The organism is Kitasatospora sp. NBC_00315, from assembly GCF_041435095.1.
Taxonomy (GTDB): domain Bacteria; phylum Actinomycetota; class Actinomycetes; order Streptomycetales; family Streptomycetaceae; genus Kitasatospora.
On record NZ_CP108025.1, the window covers coordinates 3,064,756 to 3,091,103 of the forward strand.

26 protein-coding genes are annotated in these 26,348 nt (G+C 72.0%); 3 read left to right on the plus strand and 23 right to left on the minus strand.

The window, feature by feature from the left end; translation table 11 throughout:
* Entirely contained in the window at positions 1-1,620 is a 1,620-nt protein-coding gene (locus OG823_RS12200; protein ID WP_371479507.1) for a DUF2079 domain-containing protein, read from the plus strand.
* 83 nt (positions 1,621-1,703) lie between these two features.
* Positions 1,704-2,363 carry an endonuclease NucS gene (nucS, locus tag OG823_RS12205; protein ID WP_371479508.1) on the plus strand — a complete coding sequence of 220 codons (660 nt, stop codon included), beginning with the start codon at positions 1,704-1,706 and terminating at the stop codon, positions 2,361-2,363.
* Positions 2,364-2,429: 66 nt separating this feature from the next.
* Here the strand turns inward: nucS and OG823_RS12210 are convergent, their stop codons facing one another.
* The 3 genes from OG823_RS12210 to OG823_RS12220 all read right to left on the minus strand — a co-directional run bounded on the left by OG823_RS12210 (position 2,430) and on the right by OG823_RS12220 (position 6,725).
* Positions 2,430-4,655, minus strand: coding sequence for an ATP-binding protein (locus OG823_RS12210; RefSeq protein ID WP_371479509.1), 2,226 nt, complete (start codon positions 4,653-4,655; stop codon positions 2,430-2,432).
* Between the two features lie 385 nt (positions 4,656-5,040).
* Positions 5,041-5,412, minus strand: a complete 372-nt coding sequence (locus OG823_RS12215) for an STAS domain-containing protein (protein WP_371479510.1) — start codon at positions 5,410-5,412, stop codon at positions 5,041-5,043.
* A 443-nt stretch (positions 5,413-5,855) separates the two neighbouring features.
* Entirely contained in the window at positions 5,856-6,725 is an 870-nt protein-coding gene (locus OG823_RS12220) for a 3-hydroxyacyl-CoA dehydrogenase family protein (RefSeq protein WP_371479511.1), read from the minus strand.
* Between the two features lie 213 nt (positions 6,726-6,938).
* Between OG823_RS12220 and OG823_RS12225 the strand changes: the two genes are divergently transcribed.
* Positions 6,939-7,256 (plus strand): hypothetical protein, encoded by a 318-nt coding sequence (locus OG823_RS12225; protein ID WP_371479512.1) that lies wholly within the window; start codon positions 6,939-6,941, stop codon positions 7,254-7,256.
* A gap of 170 nt (positions 7,257-7,426) precedes the next feature.
* Here the strand turns inward: OG823_RS12225 and OG823_RS12230 are convergent, their stop codons facing one another.
* The 20 genes from OG823_RS12230 to rpmE form a co-directional block, all read right to left on the minus strand.
* Positions 7,427-8,080 (minus strand): response regulator, encoded by a 654-nt coding sequence (locus OG823_RS12230; protein ID WP_371479513.1) that lies wholly within the window; start codon positions 8,078-8,080, stop codon positions 7,427-7,429.
* The gene (locus OG823_RS12235; protein WP_371479514.1) at positions 8,077-9,300 is read right to left on the minus strand and encodes a sensor histidine kinase; all 1,224 of its coding nucleotides are present in this window, start codon (positions 9,298-9,300) and stop codon (positions 8,077-8,079) included. The genes OG823_RS12230 and OG823_RS12235 overlap by 4 nt, the downstream gene beginning before the upstream one ends.
* 214 nt (positions 9,301-9,514) lie before the next feature.
* The gene (locus OG823_RS12240; protein WP_371479515.1) at positions 9,515-10,087 is read right to left on the minus strand and encodes a cob(I)yrinic acid a,c-diamide adenosyltransferase; all 573 of its coding nucleotides are present in this window, start codon (positions 10,085-10,087) and stop codon (positions 9,515-9,517) included.
* 191 nt (positions 10,088-10,278) lie between these two features.
* Positions 10,279-10,779 carry a DUF2550 domain-containing protein gene (locus OG823_RS12245; RefSeq protein ID WP_371479516.1) on the minus strand — a complete coding sequence of 167 codons (501 nt, stop codon included), beginning with the start codon at positions 10,777-10,779 and terminating at the stop codon, positions 10,279-10,281.
* A 131-nt stretch (positions 10,780-10,910) separates the two neighbouring features.
* Complete coding sequence (locus tag OG823_RS12250; protein ID WP_371479517.1) at positions 10,911-11,291, minus strand: F0F1 ATP synthase subunit epsilon; 381 nt, start codon at positions 11,289-11,291, stop codon at positions 10,911-10,913.
* Between the two features lie 189 nt (positions 11,292-11,480).
* On the minus strand, positions 11,481-12,923 hold the full coding sequence (gene atpD / locus OG823_RS12255) for a F0F1 ATP synthase subunit beta (protein ID WP_371479518.1): 1,443 nt from the start codon (positions 12,921-12,923) through the stop codon (positions 11,481-11,483).
* 3 nt (positions 12,924-12,926) lie between these two features.
* Positions 12,927-13,841, minus strand: a complete 915-nt coding sequence (locus OG823_RS12260; protein ID WP_371479519.1) for a F0F1 ATP synthase subunit gamma — start codon at positions 13,839-13,841, stop codon at positions 12,927-12,929.
* 32 nt (positions 13,842-13,873) lie between these two features.
* Positions 13,874-15,451 (minus strand): F0F1 ATP synthase subunit alpha, encoded by a 1,578-nt coding sequence (gene atpA / locus OG823_RS12265; protein ID WP_371479520.1) that lies wholly within the window; start codon positions 15,449-15,451, stop codon positions 13,874-13,876.
* Positions 15,452-15,675: 224 nt separating this feature from the next.
* The gene (locus OG823_RS12270) at positions 15,676-16,491 is read right to left on the minus strand and encodes a F0F1 ATP synthase subunit delta (protein WP_371479521.1); all 816 of its coding nucleotides are present in this window, start codon (positions 16,489-16,491) and stop codon (positions 15,676-15,678) included.
* Positions 16,488-17,045 (minus strand): F0F1 ATP synthase subunit B, encoded by a 558-nt coding sequence (locus OG823_RS12275; RefSeq protein ID WP_371479522.1) that lies wholly within the window; start codon positions 17,043-17,045, stop codon positions 16,488-16,490. Before OG823_RS12275 ends, OG823_RS12270 begins: the two co-directional genes overlap by 4 nt.
* A 37-nt stretch (positions 17,046-17,082) precedes the next feature.
* Entirely contained in the window at positions 17,083-17,319 is a 237-nt protein-coding gene (gene atpE / locus OG823_RS12280; RefSeq protein ID WP_371479523.1) for an ATP synthase F0 subunit C, read from the minus strand.
* An 85-nt stretch (positions 17,320-17,404) separates the two neighbouring features.
* Positions 17,405-18,232: a F0F1 ATP synthase subunit A gene (gene atpB, locus OG823_RS12285; RefSeq protein WP_371479524.1), complete on the minus strand. Its 828-nt coding sequence runs from the start codon at positions 18,230-18,232 to the stop codon at positions 17,405-17,407.
* A gap of 267 nt (positions 18,233-18,499) precedes the next feature.
* Positions 18,500-18,943 (minus strand): hypothetical protein, encoded by a 444-nt coding sequence (locus OG823_RS12290; RefSeq protein ID WP_371479525.1) that lies wholly within the window; start codon positions 18,941-18,943, stop codon positions 18,500-18,502.
* Between the two features lie 319 nt (positions 18,944-19,262).
* Complete coding sequence (locus tag OG823_RS12295) at positions 19,263-20,591, minus strand: glycosyltransferase family 4 protein (RefSeq protein ID WP_371484442.1); 1,329 nt, start codon at positions 20,589-20,591, stop codon at positions 19,263-19,265.
* A 298-nt stretch (positions 20,592-20,889) separates the two neighbouring features.
* On the minus strand, positions 20,890-22,179 hold the full coding sequence (gene glyA, locus OG823_RS12300) for a serine hydroxymethyltransferase (RefSeq protein ID WP_371479526.1): 1,290 nt from the start codon (positions 22,177-22,179) through the stop codon (positions 20,890-20,892).
* Between the two features lie 142 nt (positions 22,180-22,321).
* Positions 22,322-22,963 (minus strand): protein-tyrosine-phosphatase, encoded by a 642-nt coding sequence (locus tag OG823_RS12305; RefSeq protein WP_371484443.1) that lies wholly within the window; start codon positions 22,961-22,963, stop codon positions 22,322-22,324.
* Positions 22,964-22,992: 29 nt separating this feature from the next.
* Positions 22,993-23,640, minus strand: a complete 648-nt coding sequence (locus OG823_RS12310; protein WP_371479527.1) for an L-threonylcarbamoyladenylate synthase — start codon at positions 23,638-23,640, stop codon at positions 22,993-22,995.
* A gap of 165 nt (positions 23,641-23,805) precedes the next feature.
* Entirely contained in the window at positions 23,806-24,672 is an 867-nt protein-coding gene (gene prmC / locus OG823_RS12315; RefSeq protein WP_371479528.1) for a peptide chain release factor N(5)-glutamine methyltransferase, read from the minus strand.
* A gap of 51 nt (positions 24,673-24,723) precedes the next feature.
* Positions 24,724-25,800, minus strand: coding sequence for a peptide chain release factor 1 (prfA, locus tag OG823_RS12320; RefSeq protein WP_371479529.1), 1,077 nt, complete (start codon positions 25,798-25,800; stop codon positions 24,724-24,726).
* A 183-nt stretch (positions 25,801-25,983) separates the two neighbouring features.
* Entirely contained in the window at positions 25,984-26,220 is a 237-nt protein-coding gene (gene rpmE / locus OG823_RS12325; RefSeq protein ID WP_371479530.1) for a 50S ribosomal protein L31, read from the minus strand.
* Positions 26,221-26,348: the final 128 nt, after the last annotated feature.

A 26,348-nucleotide genomic window follows, 5' to 3' on the forward strand; every position in this document is an offset into this window, starting at 1 on the left:
GTGACGACTCCCACCGCTGCCGGGCCCGCCCTCGCCGGAGCCCCCGCCGACGTCCGCGGACGCACGGCGGCGGCGCTCGGCACCCGGGCGCGGACGCTGCTGCTGAGCGCGCTGTGCTTCGCCGTCGCCTGCGCCATCGGCCTGCAGGGCTGGTACTCGGTCTCGCTGGGCGGCTTCGACCTCGGCATCTTCGACCAGGGCGTGCGCGGGTACGCGCACTTCGGGCTGCCGCTCTCTTCGCTGAAGAGCTATCACCACGAGTTCCCGCCCGGCTTCTCGCTGCTCGGCGACCACTTCTCGCCCGTGCTGGCCCTGCTCGCCCCGCTGTACTGGATCCGGGACGACCCCCGGTCGCTGATCGTCGGCCAGGCGCTGCTGTTCGCGGCCGGTGTCCCGCTGATCCGGCGGATCACCGCGCGCTGCTTCGCCGAGGCCGACCCGCGGACCGCCCGGCGCGCCGCCGACCTCGCCGGCCTGGCCCACGCCCTCGGCTGGCCGCTGCTGGTCGCCGCCAGGGTGGGCTTCCACGAGGTCGCCTTCGCGGTGCCGCTCACCCTGCTGATGCTGGAACGCGGCATGGCCCGCAGGTACACCGCCGCGGTGCTCGCCGCGCTCCTCCTCAGCTGCACCAAGGAGGACCTCGGGCTGATGGTGGGCGCGTACGGGCTGGTCCTGCTGCTGCGCTCCCGGCGGTCCGGGGACCGCGCCGGCCGTCTGACCGGCGCCGCACTGCTGGTCGGCGGGCCGCTCGTCTCGGCGGTGGCCATCACCTGGCTGATCCCGGCGATGGGCGGCGTGCCCGGCTACTACTGGAACTACCAGTCGCTCGGTCCGGACGCCGGCGGCGCCCTGCACCGTCTGCTCGGGGACCCGCTGCTGCTGGTCGGCGCCGCCTTCGACCAGCCGCTCAAGCCGCTGCTGCTGCTCTGGCTGTTCGGCACCCTGTTCCTGCTGCCGCTGCGGTCGGCCACCGTGCTGTGCGCGGTGCCGCTGCTGGCCGAGCGGATCCTGTCGACCAACCCCAACCACTGGTCGATCGCCCGCCACTACGACGCCTTCCTGTGGCCGGTCCTGCTGACCGCCGTGATCGAGGTCGTCGGGCGGCACAGCGCGGCCGGCCGCACCGACCGCGGGGCCCGGCGGACCCGCGCCCTGGGTCTCGCCGCCGCCGGCGTCACCCTGGCGGCCGCCCTCCCGCTCGGCCTGGCCTCGCTGGCGGTACCGGCCCACTGGCAGCCCAGGGTGAGCGAGGCGGCGCTGGTCCGGGCGGCCGCGCTGATTCCGGACGGCGCCTCGGTCGAGGCGGACAACCAGATCGCGCCCCGGCTGACGGCCAGAACCGACGTCGTCCTGGTGGACGGGACCCCGCGCGGCCGCGAGTACGTGCTCACCCGGGCGGACAAGCGGTCCTTCCCGTTCGCCACCGACCGGGAGCAGGCCGAGCGGATCCAGCTGCTGCTGGCCAACGGGTACCGGCAGATCTGGGCCGAGGACGGCGTCGTCCTGCTCCACCGTGAGAGCACCCGGCCCGTCCCCGGGGAGCACGTGCCCGGACCGGACAGCACGCCGACGCAGGACACGGTCCCGTCCGACGTGGGCCACAACCTGTTCCGCGGCTGACCCCGCCTGCCGGCCCGCCCCGCCCGCACGGCCGCTCCGGCGCGCGGGCGGGGCGGCCTCTCCGGGGCCGTAGGCTAGTGCCCATGCGTCTCGTCATCGCCAAGTGCACCGTGGACTACGCGGGCCGGCTCGCTGCTCATCTGCCCTCCGCCGTGCGTCTGTTGATCCTCAAGGCCGACGGGAGCGTCAGCATCCACGCCGACGACCGCGCCTACAAGCCGCTCAACTGGATGTCACCGCCGTGCTCCCTCAAGGAGACCGACGGCATCTGGACGGTCATGAACAAGGCCGGCGAGAAGCTGATCATCACGCTGGAGGAGGTGCTCCACGACTCCTCGCACGAGCTCGGGGTGGATCCCGGACTCATCAAGGACGGCGTCGAGGCGCACCTGCAGGAGCTGCTGGCCGACCGGATGGAGGTGCTCGGCAGCGGCTGGTCCCTGATCCGCCGCGAGTACCCGACCGCGATCGGCCCCGTCGACATCCTCTGCCGCGACTCCGACGGCGCCACGGTCGCCGTGGAGATCAAGCGGCGCGGCGAGATCGACGGTGTCGAGCAGCTCACCCGCTACCTGGAACTCCTCAACCGCGACCCGCTGCTCGCCCCGGTCAAGGGCGTCTTCGCCGCGCAGGAGATCAAGCCCCAGGCCCGCGTGCTGGCCACCGACCGGGGCATCGGCTGCGTGGTGCTGGACTACAACGAGCTGCGCGGCATCGACGACGACAAGCTGAAGCTGTTCTGACCCGTCGGCACCGACCGGCGCTGCCGACGGTGATCCTCGGCTGCTGCCGACGGTGGTCCTCGGACGCTAGGGGGTGCCGCTCGCGCTGGCCGTGGCCGAAGGGCTGGCCGACGCGCTCGGCGACGGCGAGGCCGAGGGGGACGGCGACGGCGGGGGCGGACTGCTCGGCGACGGCACGACCGGCGGCCGGGAGGCGGACCCCGACGACGGGGCGACCGGGCTCGCGCTCGGCGACTTCGTCGCCTTCTTCGGTGAGGCGGAGGCCGACGGCGAGCCCGAAGGGGCCGTGACCGCGCTGCTGCTGCCCGACGGTGACGGCGAGGCGGCGGCGCTGTCGCCGGCCGAGGCGCTGTCGGTGTCCGAGGGCTCGCCGCTCGGGCTCGGCAGGACGAGATCGCCGCTGACGCCGCTGTCGCCGTCCATGGTGCCGTTGTGGGTCGGCGTCCCGCTCGCGTCCTGCCCGGCCACGCTCAGTCCGACCGCCGTACCCAGCACGCCGAGCGCGAGCACGGCGGCCGACGCGGCGAGCACGGCCCGGCTGCGGCGGCCGCGCGCGCCCGGGAGCACCCCGAACCGCCAGGGCACGTGGGTGGCGATGGCCCGGATGACGGGCCGGCGTCCGCTGGTGGGAACGGCCTTGTCGAGCATCGGGAGCTGACGGGTCTCGTCACGCAGGAGGTCCAGCATCCGGCGGACGGGCGCACTGCCGCGCGGCTCGCCGAGCGCGGTCCGCAGGGCGAGCGCCGCCTCCAGCTCCGCGACGGCCCGCTGGGAGGCGCCGACGCACAGCGCGTGCACGCCCAACTCGTGGTGGAACCATGCCTCGTCCGTACCGGAGGCCAGCGCGCGGGCGGCCTCCAGCCCGAGCTGCAGGGCACGCTCCCAGGCCCCCCAGCGCAGGGCCAGCGCGAGGGCCGGCGCGGCCGCCCGGGCGAGCCGCAGGACGGCCTCGGGCCGGCCGGCCTCGCGGTCGGCGAGCATCGCACCGATCACCACCTCGGCCTCGGCGGCGATCTGTTCGGTGCCGACCGAGGAGTGACCGACCCACCAGGCGAAGTGGGTGGCCGCGCCGTTGGTGCTGCCGGCCGTCGGCCAGTGCGGCTCCAGGAGCTCCAACGCACCTGCGGTGAGCCGGTGGTGGCCGCCGATGGAGACCGCGAGGCCGCAGTCGGCCAGCTCGTGCAGGGCGCTCTCGCCCTGGCCCACGTCGATCAGCGCGGGCAGGTGGGGCGCGGTGGGGCACTCGCCGCCCAGGGCCACCGCGAGGCGTAGCACGGCCTGCGCCGGTTCGCTGAGACCCTCCGCCAGCCGCAGCGCGGGAGCGGCGCTCTCGGCGACCGTCGGCAACGGGACGGTACGCCGCAGTTCGGCCTCGCGGACCATCGGGTCCTCGTCCACGACGGGGTGCTCGACCGCTCCGAAGACGCCCCGGCGGTCCTCCTCCGCGGCGACCAGGGCGTCCACCGCGACGTCCCGCTGGCGCAGCAGCGCGGCCGCCTGGACGAAGCGCAGCGGCAGCCCCTCGGACTCGAACCAGAGGTCCACCGCCCAGGCCCGCTCGGTGTCGTCCAGCACCCGGCCGGCCAGCCGGGAGGTCAGCGCCAGGCAGGCGGCCCGGGACAGGCCCGCCACCAGGTGGTCCTCCAGCCGGGAGTCCAGCGCGAGGGCCGGGCTGTCGGGGGCGACCGAGAGCAGGAAGGCGCAGTCCGGGGCGGCCGCCAGCAGGCTCTCCAACTCCTCGCCGGCCGACTCGACCTCGTCGATCACCACGATCGCGCCGACGCTCCCGAGGTGCCGGGCGAGCTGCTGCGGATCCGGCCGGTAGCCGGGGGTGCGGTGGGTGGCGGCGAACAGCGCCTGGAGCAGGTCGGCCGTGGTGCGGCGGTGGCCGCAGAGCTGGACGACACCGTCGGGGGCGAGTGCGCCGGCGGCCTCCGCGACGGCGGAGAGCAGCGCGCTGCGGCCCGACCCGGCCTGGCCGACCAGGCGAACCGAACGGCCCGCGCCCAGCTTGCCGAGCAGTTGGGCGACATCGGCCTCGCGGTCCAGCAGCGGCAGGTCGGCGCGGGCCGAACCGAGGGCCAGCGGGCCGACGGCGGGGCTGGGGCCGAGCGGTCCACGGGTCTGGTCGCGCCGTTCGGCGCGGCGCGGGCGGGGCTTCCACTCCTCGGGGCACGGCCGGGCCTCGGAGCCCTCGGCGGCACCGATGGTCACCAGCAGGGTGCCGGAGACCAGTTCGCCGGTACGCGGGCGTGCGCCCTCCTGCCTGAACTCACCGGATGGCTGTCCCACGTTGTGCTCCGCCCATGCTCGGCCACCCGCCGACGGGCCGGGGCGCTGACGTCATCGAGAGGCCGTACGGGCGCGGACCGGGGCCCCGTGGCCGTCTCCTGACCGCAGACTCTCGCACATTCGTGCCCCACTGTGCAGCGCGGCCCCTCACCGGAGCGCACCGCGGCGGTCCGACGGGCCCGTACGCACCCGATGCGCACCCGATCGGCACGCGATGGGCACCGATCGGGGTCACCGGACCCGACCGGACGTGACCGGTGGGACGGGCGGGGCGGGGCGGGCCCTGTGGGGCGGGGATCGGGGTCGGGCGCGGGGCGGGCGGGCCGACGGGGCAGATGCGACGGGAGCGGGCCGGCCGGGGGAGGACGGAGACCGGCGGCCGGACCTAGAGCAGCGGGGCCGCGAGCGGCTGGGGCGTCACCGCGCCGAGGCCGGGCAGGGTGGCGCCGCGGGCATCCGAGACGGCGCCCTCGACCGCCAGGATGCGGTGCAGCCGGGTGGCCACCAGCAGGCGCTGCAGCTGAGCGGGCACCGCCCGCAGGACGATCCGGCGGCCGAGCCGGCCGGCCCGGCGGTGGGTCCCCATGATCACTCCGAGCCCGGTGGCGTCCCAGGACTCCAGACGGCCGAGGTCCAGCACGAGGTCGCCCTGGCCGCCGTCGACGGCCTGGTGGAGGCGGACCCTGGCATCGGCGGCACTGCGCACGTCGAGGTGGCCTTCGAGGGCCAGGGCCGTGTGGTCACCGATGATGCGCATGCTCTCCTCCTCCGCTCGCAGGCCTGCCCACGGGCTTCGTCCTGACACCGGCCGCACGCCGGGTGTCCGGCCGTCGGCCGGACCGGCTGCTCCGATGTCCGACCCGTGCCGCCGCGGCGGTCCGGTCGGGTGGAGGCGGGCGGGCGTCCTCCCCGCACACCGGCACCCGGCGGTCGCACCGGGGCTCCCCCTCATCTGACGGTGAAGCAGCTCCGCAGGTTGCTGTTACCGCGCAGATCTGAAGCAACTTCACTCGTCCGAGGGAATATACGCAGGAAGTCCCCATACCTACGCTCGATTACCGCCCAAATCACCCGTCTGCGGCAGCTGCGTGAGGAAACTCACCCGTCCAGGGCCGGGCAGGCCGTACGATGTGCGGCCGGCCCGACCCACGTGACCCACGTGACCCACCCGACCCACCGGCCCGGACGGGGCGCGGTCACTCAGTTGCCCTCGTACGGGTAGAAGCCGCGGCCGCTCTTGCGGCCGAGATCCCCCGCCGTGACCATCCGCGCCATGATCTCCGGCGCGGCGAACTTCTCGTCCTGGGTCTCGGCGTAGATGTTGCGGGCGGCGTGCAGCAGGATGTCGACGCCGGTGAGGTCGGCGGTCTGCAGCGGTCCCATCGGGTGACCGAAGCCGAGCCGGCAGGCGGTGTCGATGTCCTCGGCGGAGGCCACACCCGACTCGAAGAGCTTCGCCGCCTCGACGACCAGGGCGGTGATCAGGCGGGTGGTGACGAAGCCGGCGACGTCGCGGTTGACCACGACCACCTCCTTGCCCACCCCCTCGGCGAACTCCCGGGCCACCGCGAGCGCGTGGTCGCCCGTCTTGTAACCGCGCACCAGCTCGACCAGCTTCATCATCGGCACCGGCGAGAAGAAGTGCACCCCGACCACGGATTCGGGCCGCTCGGTCGCGGCGGCGATCCGGGTGATCGGGATCGCCGAGGTGTTGGAGGCCAGTACCGCGCCGTCCTTGGCGATCTTGTCGAGCTCCCGGAAGACGCCCTCCTTGACGTCCAGACGCTCGAACACGGCCTCGACCACGATGTCGGCCTCGGACACGGCGCCGAGGTCGGTGGTGGTGGTGATCCGGCCGAGCGCCGCCTCGGCGGCCTCGGGGGTGAGCCTCCCCTTCGAGACGAACCTGTCGAACGAGGCGCGGATGCCGTCCAGGCCGCGCCGCAGGGCCTCGTCGGTGACGTCGCGCAGCACCACCGGGTGCCCGGCCTGCGCGGAGACCTGCGCGATGCCCGCGCCCATCAGTCCGGCACCGATCACGGCGATCTGCTTGCTGGGTACGTTGCTCATGGCTGCTCTCCCGGGTGCTGTCCGTCCGCCCGTCCCCACCGGGAACTCGTGGATCCCGTGGGCTCCGGGCAGTGCCTGAAGGCGGCCCAGGGCAGGGGTGACCCTCCGGAGCCGCGCCGCTCATCGCCGGACTCTAACGCCCCCGCAGGCTCCGTGGTGAGATTGGCCGGTGTGATCTGCGCCCGGCGAGGCGCACTACCCGGAGGGCCGATCGTGCGGACGCTGGCGTTCCTGCTGCTGAGTTTCGGCGTGCTCGCGGTACTCGTCCTGCTGCTGCGCTGGACGTACGGCAGCGGCACCTCCCTGGTGGCCCGGCGCCCGCGCACCGGCCGACCGGACGAGTACGGACTGCTGGTCGCCGTCTGCGACCCGGCCGACGCCGCCGAGGCACGGCGGTCGGCCGCCCTGCTCGCCGCGGCCGGCCTGCGCCACACCCTGGTGCGGACCGCCGACGGACTGCGGCTGATGGTCTGGCCCGCCGACGAGGCGGCCGCCAGGGCCGTTCTGCGGCGGGACGGACGACGGGACTGACGACCGCGCCGACGACCGGGCCGGGACGGGCCGGTGACGGAGCCGGTGACAGCGCCGGTGACGGGGCCGGACAGCGACGGTGACGGGGCCGGACAGCGAGAGGCGGCACTCCGGGCGACGTCCGGCGGCAGCCCCTGCGGCGCCCACCGCGCCCACCGCGCCTACCGCGCCTACCGCGCGACGAGTCCCAAGTCCTGCGCCAGGATGGCCGCCTGGACCCGGCTGCGCAGACCGAGCTTGGCCAGGATCCGGCTGACGTGCGTCTTGGTGGTGGCCTCCGCCATCTCCAGCCGGGCCGCGATCTCGCCGTTCGACAGGCCCGCGCCGATGCAGCGCAGCACCTCCCGCTCGCGCGGCGTCAGCCCGCCCACCGCCTCGCGGGCCTCGGCGCCCACCGGCCGCCCCGGGCGGGCGAAGGTGCCGATCAGCCGCCTGGTCACCGAGGGCGCCAGCATGCCGTCCCCGCGCGCCACCGTGCGGACGCCCTCGACCAGGGCGTCCGCCTCCAGGTCCTTGAGCAGGAAGCCGGCCGCGCCGGCCCGCAGCGCCCCGTAGACGTACTCGTCGAGGTCGAAGGTCGTGAGCACCAGCACCTGGGCCGCTCCCGCCTCCACCACCCGGCGGGTCGCCGACACCCCGTCGAGGCGGGGCATCTGGACGTCCATCAGCACCACGTCGGGCCGCAGCTCCAGCGCCAGGCGCACCGCCTCCTCGCCGTCGGCGGCCTGCCCCACCACCTCGATGTCCGGTTCGGCCCGCAGGATCATCACCAGGGCGGCCCGCACCGCCGCCTGGTCCTCGGCCACCAGGATCCGCACCGTCATGGCCTCTCCTTCCCCTTCGCCACCGACGCCGACTCGCGCGGCAGCACCGCGCGCACGCTCCATACGCCGTCCCGCTCCCCCGCCTCGAAGCTCCCGCCGAGCAGCGCGGCCCGCTCCCGCATGCCCACCAGTCCGGCCCGGGCGCCGGGCAGCTCCCGGCCGCCGTCCGCCCGGTAGGGGCTCTCCACCAGGATCTCCAGCCGCTCCGGCCGGTAGCTGAGCCGCAGCCGGACCGTCCCCGGGGCCGCGTGCTTCAGCGCGTTGGTCAGCGACTCCTGGACGATCCGGTACGCGGCCAGCTCGACCGGCACGGCCAGCTCCCCGCGCTCACCGTCCTCGGACGCCTCGAAGGCCAGCCCGGCGTCCGTGCCCGCCGCCCGGACCGCCTCCAGCAGCGCGTCCACCGCGTCCAGCTCCGGCGCGGCGTACGACTCCTCGGCCTCGGCGTCGCCGGTGGAGCGCAGCAGGCCGATCATCCGCCGCATCTCGGTCAGGCCCTGCACGCTGTTCTCGCGGATGACCGCGAGCACCGCGACCAGCGGGTCTTCCTCGGAGCGCTGCTGACGGCGGGCCACGGACTGCGCGCCGGTCGCGTGGATGGCGATGGCCGACAGGTGGTTGGCGATCACGTCGTGCAGCTCCCGGGCCATCCGGGCGCGCTCGGCGACCACGGCGCCCCGCCGGTCCATCTCGGAGAGCAGCGCCGTCTGCTGCGCGCGCAGCCGCTCGGTGTCGGCCTCGTCGCGGTGCCGGCGCAGCAGGTCGGCCGTCCAGACCGGCGCGATGAACACCAGCGCGGCGAACACGGCCACCAGCAGCGCCGAGGACACCGATCCGTACAGCACCGTCAGGCTGCTCAGCACGATGGTGGAGCCCGCGCCGGTGAGGTGCAGGATCAGCGACATCCGCTTGGACCCGTAGAGCACGGCGGCGTACAGCAGGTCGGTGTACAGGATGACGGTCGCCACCACCGAGCCCGCGAAGATGTTTCCGGCGAAGACCAGGCCGCCCAGGCAGACCGTCCAGACGGGGTGGGTGCGCCGCAGCAGTTCCAGGCCCGCCATGGCGCAGAGCGGCAGGACCGCGACCCAGACCGGGACCCGGCCCGCGTTGTCGTACGCGCCGGTGGCGATCAGCACCAGGCCGCCGAGCAGGCCGGCCAGGGCGATCGCGCGGTCCTCCTGGCGCGGGGTGAGTCTGAGTCCGGTCACAGGCTCCATCCCACCATCCGCCGGGCCCCCGCACGTGCGCCCGAGGGACGATCCGGCGTACATCGAAGGGTGCAGGCCCGATTCGGCACCGCGGAGGACGCACCGGCGGGCGGGCGGCCGGGCCCCAGTGGCCGGGCCCTCGCGACGGGGCCGGGCCGGCCGGGGCCGGACCGGTGGCCGCGACCGGTCGCCCGGCATCCCCCGGCGGCCCCGCCGGCTGCCGTCAGCGGTTCTCGCCGGGCACCCACAGCACGTCGCCCTGCTCCTTGTTGGCGGCCCGGGCCAGGATGAACAACAGGTCGGAGAGCCGGTTGAGGTACTTGGCGGTCAGCGGATTGACGCTCTCCCCGTGCACCTCGATCGCCGCCCAGGTGGCCCGCTCGGCCCGCCGGACCACCGTGCAGGCCAGGTGCAGGTACGCCGCCCCGGCGGTGCCGCCGGGGAGGATGAAGCTGCGCAGCTTCTCCAGCGACTCCAGGAAGTGGTCGCAGTCCGACTCCAGCCGGTCGATGTACGTCTGGAGCACCCGCAGCGGCGGGTACTTCGGGTCCTCGACCACCGGGGTCGCGAGGTCCGCGCCGACGTCGAACAGGTCGTTCTGGACCCGGGTCAGCACCGCCGAGACGTCCTCGGGCAGCGCGCCCGCCGCGACGGCCACGCCGATGGCGGCGTTCGCCTCGTTGGTGTCCGCGTAGGCGATCAGCCGGGGGTCGGTCTTGGTGGTCCGGCTCATGTCGCCGAGCGCCGTGGTGCCGTCGTCGCCGGTGCGGGTGTAGATACGCGTCAGGTTGACCATGGACAGCAGACTACTCAGGCCCGGCCGGGCCCACCCGTGATTGCGACGCCGATCACAGCGCCCTCGGCCGGGCCCTCGGGAACGGAGGCCCGAGACGCTCGGGAACAGTGGCCCGGGGCCCTCGGGAACGGTGGCCCGGGTGCTGCACGGAGCACGCGACGCGGCCCCGGCCGCCGGCGGGGCGCCGCCGGCTACGCGACGTTGACTCTCTGCCCCGGGGGGGCCGCCTCCAGCCAGGCGAGGAACCCGGTGAGGGCGTCGTCGCTCATGGCGAGTTCCAGCGGGGCGCCGTCGTGCAGGCAGCGCAGGACCACGGAGCCGGAGAGCAGGGCGAGCTCCTCCTGACCCTCGGGGTAGCGGCGGCCGAGGACCTCGATCTCACGGCGCGGCAGGACCCGGCGGGGGCGGGGGGCGTAGGAGAAGACCCGGAACCACTCGATGGAGTCGCCGCTGTAGCGGCCGATACCAAAAACCCACCCCTTGCCATCGGTCTGCGGAACCGGGGCTGAGGTGGGTTTGCCGTTCTCGTCGAGGTCGGGCTGCGTGGAGGCGTCGGCCGGCATTTTGAGCCGGTAGCTGCAGTCGAACGTTCCGCCGACGCGCTGGATCACCCGCCGCCGTACGGCGAAGGCGACCAGTCCCGCCACACCGAGCGCCACGACCGCCGCGCACACCACAAGGGCGAGGACCATGCTCACCGACCTCCTCGCTGCCTGCGTTCCCCGAATCGGCCCTGCCCGAGCGGCCGCACTGTCCTACCCAACTGATACGACAGTCCCGGGGTCACGCTCGCGCGTCCCCGGGACCGTCGGTCCTGCTACGTTCAGGCGGCCTTGCGGCGGCCTGCCGCGACGAGGCGGACCTCGGCGCGTCGCTCGGCGTGCGCGTCGCTCTCGCCCTGGGCGAGTTCGAGCGCGCGCTCCGCGCGGTTGACATCGATCTCGTCGGCCAGCTCGGCGATCTCCGCGAGCAGAGACAGCTTGTTGTCGGCGAACGAGATGAAACCGCCGTGCACGGCCGCGATGACCGTGCCGCCGTCGGTGGTCCGGATGGTGACCGGGCCGGACTCCAGCACGCTCAGCACCGGGGTGTGGCCCGGCATGATACCGGTGTCACCGGAGGCCGTACGGGCGACAACGATGGTGGCCGCACCGGACCACACCTTGCGGTCGGCTGCGACCAGCTCGACGTGCAGCTCAGCCAACGTGGGCTCCTAGGCTCTTGCAACGCCCGATTGCTCGGGAGTTTCGGTAAGAATAACGGGCCCGCGCCCCGGAGATGAAACCGGCGGCACGGAGATGACCGGAATCACAGTGAGTGTGACGTGAGGGGTGGTCCCCAGGGCTCTGGGGCCACCCCTCACGCTCACTCTGCTGCCACCTCGCGGTCGCGGTTACTTCTTCGCCAGCTCCGCGGCGTTCTTCTCGAGGTCCTCGATGCCACCGCACATGAAGAAGGCCTGCTCGGGGACGGAGTCGTACTTGCCGTCCGCGATCGCGTTGAAGGCCTCGATGGTCTCCGACAGCGGCACGGTCGAACCCTCGACACCGGTGAACTGCTTCGCCACGTAGGTGTTCTGCGAGAGGAAGCGCTCGATCCGGCGGGCACGGTGGACGGTGAGCTTGTCCTCCTCGCCCAGCTCGTCGATACCGAGGATCGCGATGATGTCCTGGAGGTCCTTGTACTTCTGCAGGATCCCCTTGACGCGGATGGCCGTGTCGTAGTGGTCCAGCGCGATGTAGCGCGGGTCCAGGATGCGGGACGTGGAGTCCAGCGGGTCGACGGCCGGGTAGATGCCCTTCTCGGAGATCGGACGGGAGAGAACCGTCGTCGCGTCGAGGTGGGCGAAGGTGGTGGCCGGCGCCGGGTCGGTCAGGTCGTCCGCGGGGACGTAGATCGCCTGCATCGAGGTGATCGAGTGACCGCGGGTCGAGGTGATGCGCTCCTGGAGGAGGCCCATCTCGTCGGCCAGGTTCGGCTGGTAGCCCACCGCGGAGGGCATCCGGCCGAGCAGGGTCGACACCTCGGAACCGGCCTGGGTGAACCGGAAGATGTTGTCGATGAAGAGCAGAACGTCCTGCTGCTCGACGTCGCGGAAGTACTCCGCCATCGTCAGGGCGGACAGGGCGACGCGCAGGCGGGTGCCCGGCGGCTCGTCCATCTGGCCGAAGACCAGCGCGGTCTTGTCCAGAACGCCCGAGTCGACCATCTCTTCGATGAGGTCGTTGCCCTCACGGGTGCGCTCGCCGACACCGGCGAACACGGAGACACCACCGAAGTTCTCGGCGACGCGGTAGATCATCTCCTGGATCAGAACGGTCTTGCCGACACCGGCACCACCGAACAGACCGATCTTGCCACCCTGAACGTACGGGGTGAGCAGGTCGATGACCTTGATGCCGGTCTCGAACATCTCGGTCTTCGACTCGAGCTCGGAGAAGTTCGGGGCCTTGCGGTGGATCGGCCAGCGGACCTCCACCTGGGACTCGAACTCGGCCGCGTCGACGTTCAGGACCTCGCCGAGGGCGTTGAAGACCTTGCCCTTGGTGATCTGGCCGACCGGGACCTCGATGGCACGGCCGGTGTTCCGGACCTCGGTGCCGCGCACGACGCCGTCGGTCTGCTGCATCGAGATGCCGCGGACCAGACCGTCGCCGAGGTGCTGCGCGACCTCCAGCGTCAGGGTCTTGACGGTGCCGTCGGTCCCGGCGACGTCCAGCTTCAGCGCGTTGTACATGTTCGGAATCGCGTCGACGGGGAACTCCACGTCGACGACCGGGCCGATGACCCGCGCGACGCGGCCCGTCGCCGTGGTCGGCTCAACAGTGGTGGTCATGTCTTATTCACTCCCCGCGTTAGCGTCGGCGAGGGCATTGGCGCCGCCGATGATCTCGCTGATTTCCTGGGTGATCTCGGCCTGTCGGGCCGAGTTGGCAAGCCGCGTGAGCGCCTTGATGAGGTCTTCCGCGTTGTCGGTCGCCGACTTCATCGCACGACGCCGGGCGGCGTGCTCCGAAGCGGCGGACTGCAGCAGCGCGTTGTAGATCCGGCTCTCGACGTACCGCGGCAGCAGGGCGTCGAGGACGCCTTCGGCCGACGGCTCGAAGTCGTACAGCGGGAAGATCTCCGCCTTGGCCGGACGGTTGTCACTGAGCTGGACGTCGTCCAGCTTCAGCGGCAGCAGCCGGGCGTCGACGGCGGTCTGCGTCAGCATCGACTCGAACTCGGTGGAGACCAGGTGGAGCTCGTCCACCCCGCCGGTCTCCGCCGTGAACGCCTCGATGAGCTCGCTCGCGACCGTCTTGGCATCGCCGTACGTCGGCTTGTCCGAGAAGCCCGTCCACGACGCCGCGACCTCACGGTGGCGGAAGTTGTAGTACGAGACGCCCTTGCGGCCGACGATGTACGTCACCACGTCCTTGCCCTCGGCACGCAGCCGCTCGGAGAGAGCGGTCGCCTGCTTGATGGCGTTGGTCGAGTAGCCGCCGGCCAGACCGCGGTCCGCCGTGATCAGCAGGACCGCGGCGCGGGACGCCGACGGGTTCTCGGTGGTGAGCGGGTGCTTGGCGTTGGACCGGGTGGCCACCGCCGTCACCGCCCGGGTGAGTTCATCGGCGTACGGAGTGGAGGCGGCCACCGCGCGCTGCGCCTTGACGATGCGCGACGCGGAGATCATCTCCATCGCCTTGGTGATCTTCTTCGTCGCGGTGACAGAGCGGATCCGGCGCTTGTAGACCCGAAGCTGTGCTCCCATGGGTCGTTACGTCCTTTCCCTCGCTACCGGACTCAGGCCTGCTCGCCGAGGAGCTTGCCGTCGGCGGTGGTGAAACCCTGCTTGAAGGCGGTGATGGCAGCGGTCAGAGCGTCGAGCGTGCCGTCGCCCATCTTGCTGTCGTTCTCCACGATGCCGAGCAGCAGGTCCTTGTGCTGCAGGCGCAGGAAGTCCAGGAACTCGCGCTCGAAGCGGCGGATGTCCGCCACCGGGACGTCGTCCATCTTGCCGGTGGTGCCGGCCCAGATGGAGACGACCTGCTCCTCGACCGGGAACGGCTGGTACTGGCCCTGCTTCAGCAGCTCGACCATGCGCGCACCGCGCTCCAGCTGGGCCTTGGAGGCCGGGTCCAGGTCGGAACCGAAGGCGGCGAACGCCTCCAGCTCGCGGTACTGGGCCAGGTCCAGACGCAGGCGGCCGGCCACCTGGCGCATCGGCTTGATCTGCGCGGAGCCACCGACACGGGAGACCGAGATACCGACGTTCACGGCCGGGCGGATGCCGGCGTTGAACAGGTCGGACTCCAGGAAGCACTGGCCGTCGGTGATCGAGATGACGTTGGTCGGGATGTACGCCGACACGTCGTTGGCCTTGGTCTCGATGATCGGCAGACCGGTCATCGAGCCCGCGCCCAGCTCGTCCGAGAGCTTCGCGCAACGCTCCAGCAGGCGGGAGTGCAGGTAGAAGACGTCGCCCGGGTACGCCTCGCGGCCCGGCGGGCGGCGCAGCAGCAGGGAAACGGAACGGTAGGCCTCGGCCTGCTTCGACAGGTCGTCGAAGATGATCAGGACGTGCTTGCCGTCGTACATCCACTCCTGGCCGATGGCGGAGCCGGTGTACGGGGCGAGGTACTTGAAGCCCGCGGGGTCGGAGGCGGGAGCGGCCACGATGGTGGTGTACTCCAGCGCGCCGGCCTCCTCCAGGGCGCCGCGAACGGACGCGATGGTGGAGCCCTTCTGGCCGATCGCCACGTAGACGCAGCGGACCTGCTTCTGCGGGTCGCCGGAGCGCCAGTTGTCGCGCTGGTTGATGATCGCGTCGATCGCCACCGCGGTCTTGCCGGTCTGGCGGTCGCCGATGATCAGCTGGCGCTGGCCGCGGCCGATCGGGGTCATCGCGTCGATGGCCTTGATGCCGGTCTGCAGCGGCTCGTGCACCGACTTGCGGGCCATGACGCCCGGGGCCTGCAGCTCCAGGGCGCGACGGCCGGTGGAGACGATGTCGCCCAGGCCGTCGATCGGGTTGCCCAGCGGGTCCACGACGCGGCCGAGGTAACCCTCGCCGACCGGGACGGAGAGGACCTCGCCGGTGCGGTGCACCGTCTGACCCTCCTCGATGCCGCTGAACTCGCCGAGGATGACGACACCGATCTCGCGGGTGTCGAGGTTCAGCGCGAGACCGAGGGTCCCGTCCTCGAACCGAAGCAGCTCGTTCGCCATCACCGAGGGCAGGCCCTCGACGTGGGCGATGCCGTCCGCCGTGTCAGTGACCGTTCCGACCTCTTCACGCGAGGCGGCGTCCGGCTGGTACGACTGGACAAAGTCGGCCAGCGCGTCCCGGATTTCCTCCGGACGGATCGTAAGCTCCGCCATCAGGCTTCCCTGCTCTCCTAGTTTGCGATCCTCGGCCCGCCATTGAGGGCCGCAAGTGTGGTACGCGTCACGACCCCGGTCGGGTTCACCGGCCGGGGGCCGGGGGTCTCCCCCCGGATGACGCAGTCGACTCTCGGCCGGGACGTAGTCGAACCGGCCGTACGTTGTACCGGCTCCCGCACGCGGGGCCGGCGCCCGACCGAGGGTCGGATGTTGCTCGGTGCTCAGCCTTCGAGCGCCTGGCGAGCGCCTTCGAGGCGGCTCGCCACGGTGCCGTCGATGATCTCGTCACCGATCTGCACCCGGACACCACCGCGGACCTCGGGGTCCACGTCGATGTTCAGGTGGACCTGGCGCCCGTACAGCCGGCCCAGGGCGCCCGAGAGGCGCTCCTTCTGGCTGTCCGACAGCGGCACCGCGCTGGTGACCAGGGCCACCACACGACCGCGCCGGGCCGCGGCGAGCTTGGAGTAGGACTCCAGGCCCTGTTCCAGGCTACGACCACGCGGGTTGGTGACCAGGCCGGAGACCAGGCGCACGGTGCCCGCGTTGGCCCGGCCGCCGAGCAGCTTGGTGACCAGCTCGCCCTTGGCGGCGGGGCCGGCCTTGGGCTCGGTCAGGGCACTGCGCAGCTCGTGCGAGCCACTGACGATCCGGCCGAACCGGAAGACCTCGTCCTCGACGTCGTCCAGGGCACCGGCCTTGTCGGCGGCGATGACCTCGGCGTACGCGGCGAGCTCCTCGATGGCGTCCACCAGGTCACGGGCACCCGACCAGCGGGAGCGGACCAGGCCGGAGACCAGGTCGAGCGTCTCGCCCGAGACCTGGCCGGCCAGCAGCGCGCCGACCAGCTGGGCCTTGTCCTGACCGGACCGCGAAGGGTCGGTCAGCACCCGGCGAAGCGAAACCTCGCGGTCCAGCAGGACCGTGACGGCGGCGAGCTCCTCGGCGACCTCGGACGAGTCCACCGAGGTGGAGTCGGTCAGGCTGTCGAGGTTCTTCCGCCCTGCGGCGAGGGCCTCACGGCTTGCGCCGATCACTTGGCAGCCGCCGTGGACGCGGCGGCCTTGGCCTCCAGGTCCTCCAGGAAACGGTCGATCACGCCGCTCTGCCGGGCGGAGTCCTCCAGGGACTCGCCGACGATGCGGGAGGCCAGCTGCGACGCGAGCGAGCCCACGTCGTGACGCAGAGCGGTGGTCGCCTGCTTCTTGTCGGCCTCGATCTGGGCGTGGCCCGCGGCGACGATGGCCTCGCGCTGACGCTGGCCCTCCTCGCGCATCTCCGCAACCAGGGCAGCGCCCTGCTCACGGGCCTGCTCGGTGATCCGAGCGGCCTCGTGACGCGCCTCGGCGAGCTCGGCGCGGTACTGCTCGAGCAGGGCCTGCGCCTCTGCCTGAGCGGTCTGGGCCCGCTCCATGCCGCCCTCGATGGCGTCCCGGCGGTCCGCCAGCACCTTCTCGATGCTGGGCAGGAGCTTCTTGCCGAGAAGACCGAAGACGATGAAGAAGCAGAGCAGGCCGATGATGACCTCGGGCCATGCGGGGAGGAGCGGGTTCATCTGCTCCTCAGCCGCGAGGAAGACCTCGGGGTTCATATCAGAACCTTTCGTCGAAAAGGGCTTGCGACAGGAATTACTTGCCGGTGCCGTAGACGAACGGCATGACGATGCCGATGAGGGCGAGCGCCTCGGTCAGCGCGAAGCCGATGAACATGTTGGAGCGGATCAGGCCGGCGGCCTCGGGCTGACGGGCCATGGCCTGCACGCCGTTGCCGAAGATCAGACCGACACCGACGCCGGGGCCGATCGCGGCGAGGCCGTAGCCGATGGAAGCGACGGAACCGGTGACGCCAGCGGCGAGGATGCTCATTTCAGCTGTCCTTTGCGGGGTGGAGAACCGGTGGTGGTTGGCCACCGGGAGTACGAGGGGGGTTGCAGCCGTGGGGCCGCAGGGCTCAGTGCGCCTCTTCGAGGGCACCGGCGATGTAGCTGCTGGCGAGCATCACGAAGATGTAGGCCTGCAGGAACTGGACCAGCAGCTCGAAGCCGGTCAGCGCGACGGCGACCACGAACGAGACCGACCCGTAGAGGGCGCCGATGCTCGGGCTGAGCAGGTACCAGGAGGCGACCGAGAAGACCACGATCAGCAGGTGGCCGGCGAACATGTTCGCGAAGGCTCGAACCGCGAGCGTGAACGGGCGCACGAAGATGTTCGAGAAGAACTCGATGGGCACCAGGATGAACATGACCCAGCCCGGGATGCCCGACGGCCAGCAGAGGTTCTTCATTCCGCCGACGAAGCCGTGCTTCTTGAAGGTCAGCGTCATGTACGTGACCCAGACGATCGCCGCGAGGCCGATCGGGTACGCGATCCGCGACATCACCGGGAACTGGGCGAACGGGATCACGGACATGATGTTCATGATCCACACGAAGAAGAACATCGAGACCAGCATCGGGACGTACTTCTCGCCCTTTTTGCCGATGGTCTCCAGCACGATGCTGCGCTTGACGAAGTCGTACCCGATCTCGCCGACCAGCTGGAGCTTGCCCGGAAGCAGCTTCGGCTTGGCGAACGCGGCCCAGAAGAGGGCGATCACCAGCAGCGCGCAGATGATCGCCAGCAGCATCGGCTTGGTGAAGTCGAAGCTGCCGATCGAGAAGATCGGCTTGAAGTCGAACTCGTTCAGGCCAGGGGCGGGGAAGCCGCAACCGGAGAACAGGTGGCACCCGGCCTCAGAGGCGAGCTGTACGTCAGCACCCACCACAGACTCCTTCGTCATGACGCATGGTTACGGCAACCTCTGTGTGTCGGCGTGGCCTGCGGCCACGGTGCGGCACTGGAACTAGTCGGGAATCTCGGGGACCCTGCGCGGCCGTGCCAGGCACTGCCGCGGGATCATCGAAGACTGCGCGGGTCCGGGGGGCGATCCGTCCGTCGAGCGGATGGACCTGGCCTCTTCCCGTACTCCGTTGTCGCGACGGACGATAGCAGTCCGTCGGCACCGCATGAACACCGCCCCCCTCGATGGGGGGACAGTCGGACCTCGTCACTGTTGACGCCCCGAGTCCGAGGGCTTGTCGCCCTTGCTTTCGGAGGTGTCGGGCTGAACGTAGAACATCTTCGCCTTCAGTGCACCGCGCACCTGGAAGCCCGTCCAGATCAGAGCGCAGCCGAGCAGCGTGAAGCCGAAGACCTTGGTGTCGAAGAGCGTCGTGTTCTTGAACACTCCGAGAACAACACCCACCAGCAAGATCTGAGTGGTGTAGACCAGAAGGGCCGCAGCCATCATGATGTGCGGATTGTTCCTGGTCAGCCGGTCGAGGGCGATCTGCCCGGAGCTGAAGAAGGCCATCACGAGCAGGGTCGCGAAGAGGGCGCCGAGCAATCCCTTGCCACCCACGACGGCGGTCGAGATCGCCATGGCGATGACTCCGGCGACCGCAGTGGGGATTGCGGCGCCGCGGATGATCCGGGCGTCGGGGGACGGCATGTCGGCAACTCCGGCGGCATGTCGGGAAACGGGGGGACGGGCGCACTGAGCGGTGGATGGCTCCTACCGGGAAGGTCGCCGCGGGCCGGCCGCTTGGCGGCGAGCCCGTCGAGGGAGACCCGACCAGGGACGGAAGTCCTCCACCTGTCAGGTCTTTCGGCGCGTTCTCGGTACTCGTGAACGGTATCACAAACTATTTGATGAGAGCTTTACCATGAACGTGTGGTACCTGTCACACTGACGGCCCAGCAGTGCCGCCATACGGGTGAAGCAGATTGACGGACCATCAGACGCGCCCGTCAACCCGCGCGCACGCCCGTTACTCCTCGCGTGCGCCCCGGCCGCGCTCGTGGCCGCCGACCGCCGAGGCGCCGGTCCCCAGCCTGCCGAGCAGCTCCTTGTCCTTGGCCGAGAGCTCGGCCATCGCCGGCGTCCGCGGCTGCTGCGACCGCTCCTCCTCGGCGACCGCCCCGGCGCCCCGCCCCTTGCGGTAGCGCGGCGGTACGAAGGACTGCACCGACTGCGGGGCGTGCGGGCGAAAGCGCGGGATCAGCAGCACGACGATGCCCAGCAGGCAGAGCCCCGCGATGGTCAGCACCACGGTGCGGCCGGTGTTGGTGACCGAGAAGGCGACCGTCCCGAAGGCGATCAGCGCGGCCCAGAAGTACATGATCAGCACGGCCCGGCTGTGCGAGTGCCCGACCTCCAGCAGCCGGTGGTGCAGGTGCTGCTTGTCGGCCGCGAACGGCGACTTTCCGGCCCAGGTCCGGCGGACCACCGCGAGCAGCAGGTCGGCCAGCGGCAGGGCGATCACGGTGAGCGGCAGCAGCAGCGGGAGGTAGACCGGCACCAGGGCGTGCACGGTGGCCGTCTGCGACTCCGTCCGGTCGGTCATCAGGTCGGGGTCGACCCGGCCGGTGATGGAGATCGCCGAGACGGCCAGCATCAGGCCGAGCATCATCGAGCCGGAGTCGCCCATGAAGATCCGGGCCGGGTGCAGGTTGTGCGGCAGGAAGCCCAGGCACATCCCGATCAGCAGCGCGCTGAAGAGCACGGCGGGCGCGGCGGCGCTGATCGAGTACCCGTACCAGAGCCGGTACGAGTAGAGGAAGAAGGCGATCGCCGCGATGCAGACCATGCCGGCGGCCAGGCCGTCCAGGCCGTCGATGAAGTTCACCGCGTTGACCATGATCACCACGAGGGCGACCGAGATGACCATGCCCTGCGTCGGACCGACCGCCACCGCGCCGACACCGGGCAGCGGCAGCGAGATGACCGTGACGCCCTGCCAGACCATCACACCGGCGGCGATCATCTGACCGCCCAGCTTGACCAGGGCGTCGACGCCCCACTTGTCGTCCAGCACGCCGAGGATCCACATGATCCCGGCGCCGGAGAGCAGTGCCTTGATGTCCGAACCCTCGACGAACGCCTTGCTCAGGTTGTCGAGTTGGGAGGCGACCAGGACGCCGGCGCAGAGTCCGCCGAACATCGCGATGCCGCCGAGCCGGGGGGTCGGCTCGCGGTGCACGTCACGGGCGCGCACCGGCGGCATGGCGCCGGCCAGGATCGCGAACTTCCGAACGGGACCGGTCAGCAGGTAGGTCACGGCCGCCGTGCAGAACAGGACCAGCAGATACTCACGCACCACGGGCCTCCAGCGTCACAGTCCGACGGGTGAATACCGAAGGTACTCCCGTGCTCTTCCGGGGTTCGAGGTGCGTCGCCACGGCACATACCTTATTGAGTTGGACGCCGTCCGTGTGCATCGCGGTTCGCCCCGGCGGGTACGGATCCCCGTTCGACCCTCGTACGGGGCTCTCCCCCGGGCCGCCCGCGGCCGTCTCGCGGCCCCCGCAAGCGTGTGCCCAGGCCGTCCCCGAACAGCCTCCGAACCGCCTCCCGGCCGCCCGGCGGCGGGCGGCCGGGAGGTTCAGCCGCTCGGTTCAGCCGCCCGCGAAGGCCCGGGCGAGCTCCCTGACCCGGGCGCCGATCGCGGCCTGCGGTCCGCCCGCGAGGAGCCGGCCGATCAGCGCCGCGATCTCGCCGAGCTCGCCCGGCCCCATGCCCTGCGTGGTGACCGTCCCGGTGCCCAGCCGGATGCCGGAGGTCTCGGTGGCCGGCGCCGGATCGTAGGGCAGGGCGCACCTGCCGAGCATCAGGCCGGCCGCCGCGCACCGGCGCTCGGCCTCGGCGCCGCTGAGGCCCAGCGGGGAGACGTCGGCCGTCACCAGGTGGGTGTCGGTGCCCCCGGTCATCGGGCGCAGCCCCGCCCCGGCCAGCCCGGCGGCCAGCGTCCGGGCGCCCTCCACGGTGCGCAGCACGTACTGGCGGTACTCGGGGGTGGCCGCCTCGGCGAACGCCACCGCCTTCCCGGCCACCTCGTTCATCGCGGCGCCGCCCTGGGTGAACGGGAACACCGCCCGGTCGACCCGGTCCGCCAGGTCGGCCGTGCAGAGCAACAGGCCGCCGCGCGGTCCGCGCAGCAGTTTGTGGGTGGCCGCCACGGTGACGTCCGCGTACGGGACGGGCGAGGGGGCCGCTCCGCCGGCCACCAGGCCGGTGGTCTGCGCGACGGAGGCGATCAGGTAGGCGTCGACCTCGTCGGCGATCGCCCGGAAGGCGGCCCAGTCCAGGTGGCGGGGGTGGGAGATGCCGCCCGCGACGATCGCCTTCGGGCGGTGCCGGCGGGCCAGCTCCCGCACCTGGTCGAGATCGACCAGGCCGTCGTCCTCGCGGACGCCGTAGCCGACGAACTCGAACCAGCGGCCGGAGAAGTTGGCGCGCGAGCCGCAGCTGAGGTGGCCGCCGTGCTCCAGCGACATCGACAGCACCACGTCCCCCGGCCGCAGCAGCGCCGCGTACGCCGCCAGCATCGCGGAAGTGGCGGAACGGGGCTGGACGTTGGCGTGCGGCGCGGCGAACAGCGCGCGGGCCCGGTCGACGGCGATCAGCTCGGCCGCGTCGGCGAGGGCGCAACCGGTGTGGTGGCGCCTGCCCGGGTAGCCCTCGGCGTACTTGTCGATCAGCGGCCCGCCCAGCGCGGACAGCACCGCCTGGCTGGTCAGGTTCTCCCCGGCCAGCAGCTGGAGGCTCTCGGCCCGCCGCTCGGCCTCGGCGGCCAGCAGGTCGGCGAGCTGCGGATCTGCCTCGTGGAGGGCCTGCGCGGGGTGCCAGTGGCCCGCTGCCGGACGTCCGGTGCGGAGGTGGCCGGTCGGGGCGTCGGTGACGGTCATGGCGGAACTCCCGGGCAGCGTCGGGTGAGGTTCCTCCAGCGTAGGACCGCCCCGCACGGCCGTCCTGTCGGCGCGGGCCGGGTGCACCCGTCAGGGCTCGGGAGCCGACGGTTCGTCAGGTGGGGGCGGCTCGGCGGACCGGTCAGCGCGGCGGCTGGACCCCGGTCAGCGCCGTCACCACCGGGTCCAGGGCGTGGAATATCTCCTCGCCGCAGTTGCGGAACATCCCGATCGGCGCGCCGTAGGGGTCGTCCACCTCGTCGGACTCCGGGGTCGCCGCGAGAAGCCAGCCGCGCAGTGCGGCGGCCGACCGGACCAGCGCCCGGGCCCGCTCGGTGACGTCCGCGCCCCGGCGCGGGTCGGGCAGCGTGCCCGGGTCGATCCGGCGGACCAGCCGGGTGAACTCCTTCAGGGTGAAGGTGCGCAGCCCCGCCGCATGGCCCATCGAGATCACCTGGGCGCGGTGGTCCAGGGTCGCGGTGAGCACCAGGTCGGCCTCGACCACGTGCTCGTCGAGCAGCTCGCGGCCGGTGAATCCACCGCTGTCCGCACCGTACTCGTCGAGCACCGTGGCGGCGTGCGCCTCCATCGGGGCGCCCTCGTGGCCCCAGGTGCCGGCGCTCTCCACCAGGATCCGGCCGGCCACCAGCGGGCTGAGCCGGGTGTCCAGCTCACGCCGGGTGAGCCGCTCGGCGATCGGCGAGCGGCAGATGTTGCCGGTGCAGACGAAGAGGATCCGGAAGTGGTCCAGTGGGCGGGGCGCCACGCTCAGGTAGGGCGATATACCGGGCCCCGCGTGCAGCGAGGTGGCCGTCAACTGCCGGCCTCCAGGTCGGGGACGACCTCCCTCAGCTGCTCGGCGCTGATCGCGCCGGCCCGCAGCAGGACCGGGACCTTGCCCGTGACGTCGACGATGGTGGAGGCGGTCGCGTGGTCGGCCCGGCCGCCGTCCAGGTACACCGAGATGGAGTCGCCGAGCTGCTCCAGGGCCTCGTCGCAGGTGGCCGGCGACGGCCCGCCCGTGCGGTTGGCGCTGGAGACGGCCAGCGGCCCGGTGGTGTTCAGCAGCTCGATCGCGACGGGGTGCAGCGGCATCCGCACGGCGACGGTGCCGCGGGTCTCACCGAGGTCCCAGCGCAGCGAGGGCTGGTGCTTGGCGACCAGGGTCAGGCCACCGGGCCAGAACGCGTCGACCAGCTCCCAGGCCTGCTCGGAGAAGTCGGTGACCAGGCCGTGCAGCGTGGTCGGCGAGCCCACCAGGACGGGGGACGGCATGTTCCGGCCACGGCCCTTGGCGGCCAGCAGGGCGGCGACGGCCTCCGGCGAGAAGGCGTCGGCGCCGACACCGTAGAGGGTGTCGGTGGGAAGCACGACGATCTCGCCGCGGCGGATCGCCGCGGCGGCCTCGCGCAGTCCGGTGGCGCGGTCCCCTGCGTCGGCACAGTCGTAGCGGCGGCTCATCGGTGCGGTCCCCTTCCGAGATGACTCATGGCGTTGGCGCTCACACGCACGACGACACCGCGCGGGCGGCGCTCGTGCCCTCTCCGTGTCGTACGGCCCTGCGGTGCGGGGCCGTACGGTGTGCGGAGCCCTGCGGGCCGGCTCCGCGCGGCCGGGTTTCCCGGATCACAGCGACGCCTTGCGGGCCGTGGTGAAGCGGGGGCGGTTGTTCAGGTCCCGGTGGTCGGCGGCGTCGGTCCAGCCGCCCTCCTCGTTGAAGATCCACGGGACCTGGCCGCCCTGGGTGTCGGCGTGCTCGATCACGACCGCGCCGCCGGGCCGCAGCAGGCGGGCGGCGACCCGCTCGATGCCGCGGATGGTGTCCAGGCCGTCCTCGCCGGAGAACAGCGACATCTGCGGGTCGTGGTCGCGCGCCTCGGGCGCGACGTACTCCCACTCGGTGAGCGGGATGTACGGCGGGTTGCTGATCACCAGGTCGAAGCGGCCGTCCCAGGAGCGGTCGTCCTCGAAGGCACGGGTGGCGTCCCCGGAGTGCAGGGTGACCCTGGCCCGGTCGGAGCTGGCGGCGATGTTGCGCCGGGTGTAGCGCATGGCGCCCTCGTCCAGCTCGAAGGCGTGCACCTGGGAGCGCGGCAGCTCCTGGGCCAGGGCCAGCGCGATGGCGCCGGAGCCGGTGCACAGGTCGACCACCAGCGGCTCGGCCACGTCCATGTCCCGGACGGCGTCTATGGCCCACTCGACGACCGTCTCGGTCTCCGGCCGGGGCACGAACACCCCGGGGCCGACCTCCAGCTCCAGGTAGCGGAAGAAGGCGCGGCCGGTGATGTGCTGGAGCGGCTCACGTGCCTCGCGGCGCGAGATCGCCTCCCAGTAGCGGGCGTCGAAGTCGGCGTCCCCGACCGTGTGCAGCTGGCTGCGCTTGACGTTGTGGATGTGCGCGGCGAGTTCCTCCGCGTCGAAGCGCGGCGACGGCACGCCGGCCGCGGCCAACCGCTGGGTGGCCTGGGCCACCTCGGCGAGCAGCAGGTTCATCCGTACGTACCCCTTCCGGCGCAGCCCGACGTCGTTCCCGGGCCGGTTTGCTCAGTTCTGGTTTGCCGCGGCGAGCTTGGCGGCCGCGTCGGCGTCCACACAGGACTGGATCACCGCGTTCAGTTCGCCGTCCAGGACCTGGTCCAGGTTGTACGACTTGAAGCCCGTGCGGTGGTCCGAGATGCGGTTCTCCGGGTAGTTGTACGTCCGGATGCGCTCGGAGCGGTCCACGGTGCGGACCTGGCTGCGGCGCGCGTCCGAGGCCTCCTGTTCGGCGGCCTCCTGCGCGGCGGCCAGCAGCCGCGAGCGCAGGATACGCATGGCCGACTCCTTGTTCTGGAGCTGGCTCTTCTCGTTCTGGCAGGAGGCCACGATACCGGTCGGCAGGTGGGTGATCCGGACGGCCGAGTCGGTGGTGTTGACGGACTGGCCGCCGGGGCCGGACGAGCGGTAGACGTCGATCCGCAGATCGTTGGCGTGCACCTCGACCTCGACCTCCTCGGCCTCGGGGGTGACCAGCACGCCCGCCGCCGAGGTGTGGATGCGGCCCTGCGACTCGGTGGCCGGCACCCGCTGCACGCGGTGCACGCCGCCCTCGTACTTCAGGCGCGCCCAGACGCCCTGGCCGGGCGCGATCGTGCCGCGGGTCTTGACCGCGACCGAGACGTCCTTGTAGCCGCCGAGGTCGGACTCGTTGGAGTCGATGAGCTCGGTCTTCCAGCCGATCCGCTCCGCGAAGCGCAGGTACATCCGGAGCAGGTCGGCGGCGAACAGCGCGGACTCCTCGCCGCCCTCACCCGCCTTGATCTCCAGGATGACGTCCTTCTCGTCGCTCGGGTCGCGGGGGACGAGCAGCAGTCGCAGGTCCTCGGTCAGCTCCGCCCGGCGGGCCTCCGCGGACTTGATCTCGGCGATGAAGTCCGGGTCCTCGGCCGCGAACTCACGGGCCGCCTCGACGTCCTCGCCGGCCTGGCGCCAGGCGCGGTAGGCGACGGTGATCGGCGTCAGCTCCGCGTAGCGCTTGGAGAGTTTGCGGGCGTTCGCCTGGTCGGCGTGGACGGAGGGGTCGGCCAGCCTCTCCTCGAGGGCGGCGTGCTCTACGAGGAGCTCTTCGACTGCCTCGAACATGGGGTGGGCCTACTTCCCGTGAGCTGTGTCTGCGGTCTGGCGGTACTGCCGGGCGGTGCGGTGGCCGCGGGGTGCGGTGCGCGGCGCTGCGGTGCGGCGTGCGGCGGCGCAAAGACGCGAACGGCGCCGGCCCCCGTGCCCCCGTGGTACGCGGGGGCGCAGGAGACCGGCGCCGAAAGGACGCTAGGCCTGCTCGTCGGCCTGCTTCGTGCTGTGGGTCTTGCCGAAGCGCGCCTCGAAGCGGGCGACACGGCCACCGGTGTCCATGATCTTCTGCTTGCCGGTGTAGAACGGGTGGCACTGCGAGCAGACCTCGGCGCGGATGACGCCGCTGGTCTCGGTCGAGCGGGTGGTGAACTCGTTGCCGCAGGTGCAGGTCACGTTGGTGACCACGTACTGGGGGTGAACGTTGGGCTTCAAGGGATCTCCTAGGTTCGGGAGGGCACCGGGTCGGCAGCTCTGGCAGCAGCACGTGAACCGGGACCGACGGACCAGTCTGCCAGGACTGGTCGCTTCTTCCCAAACCGAGCACCGGCCGGGGATATTCC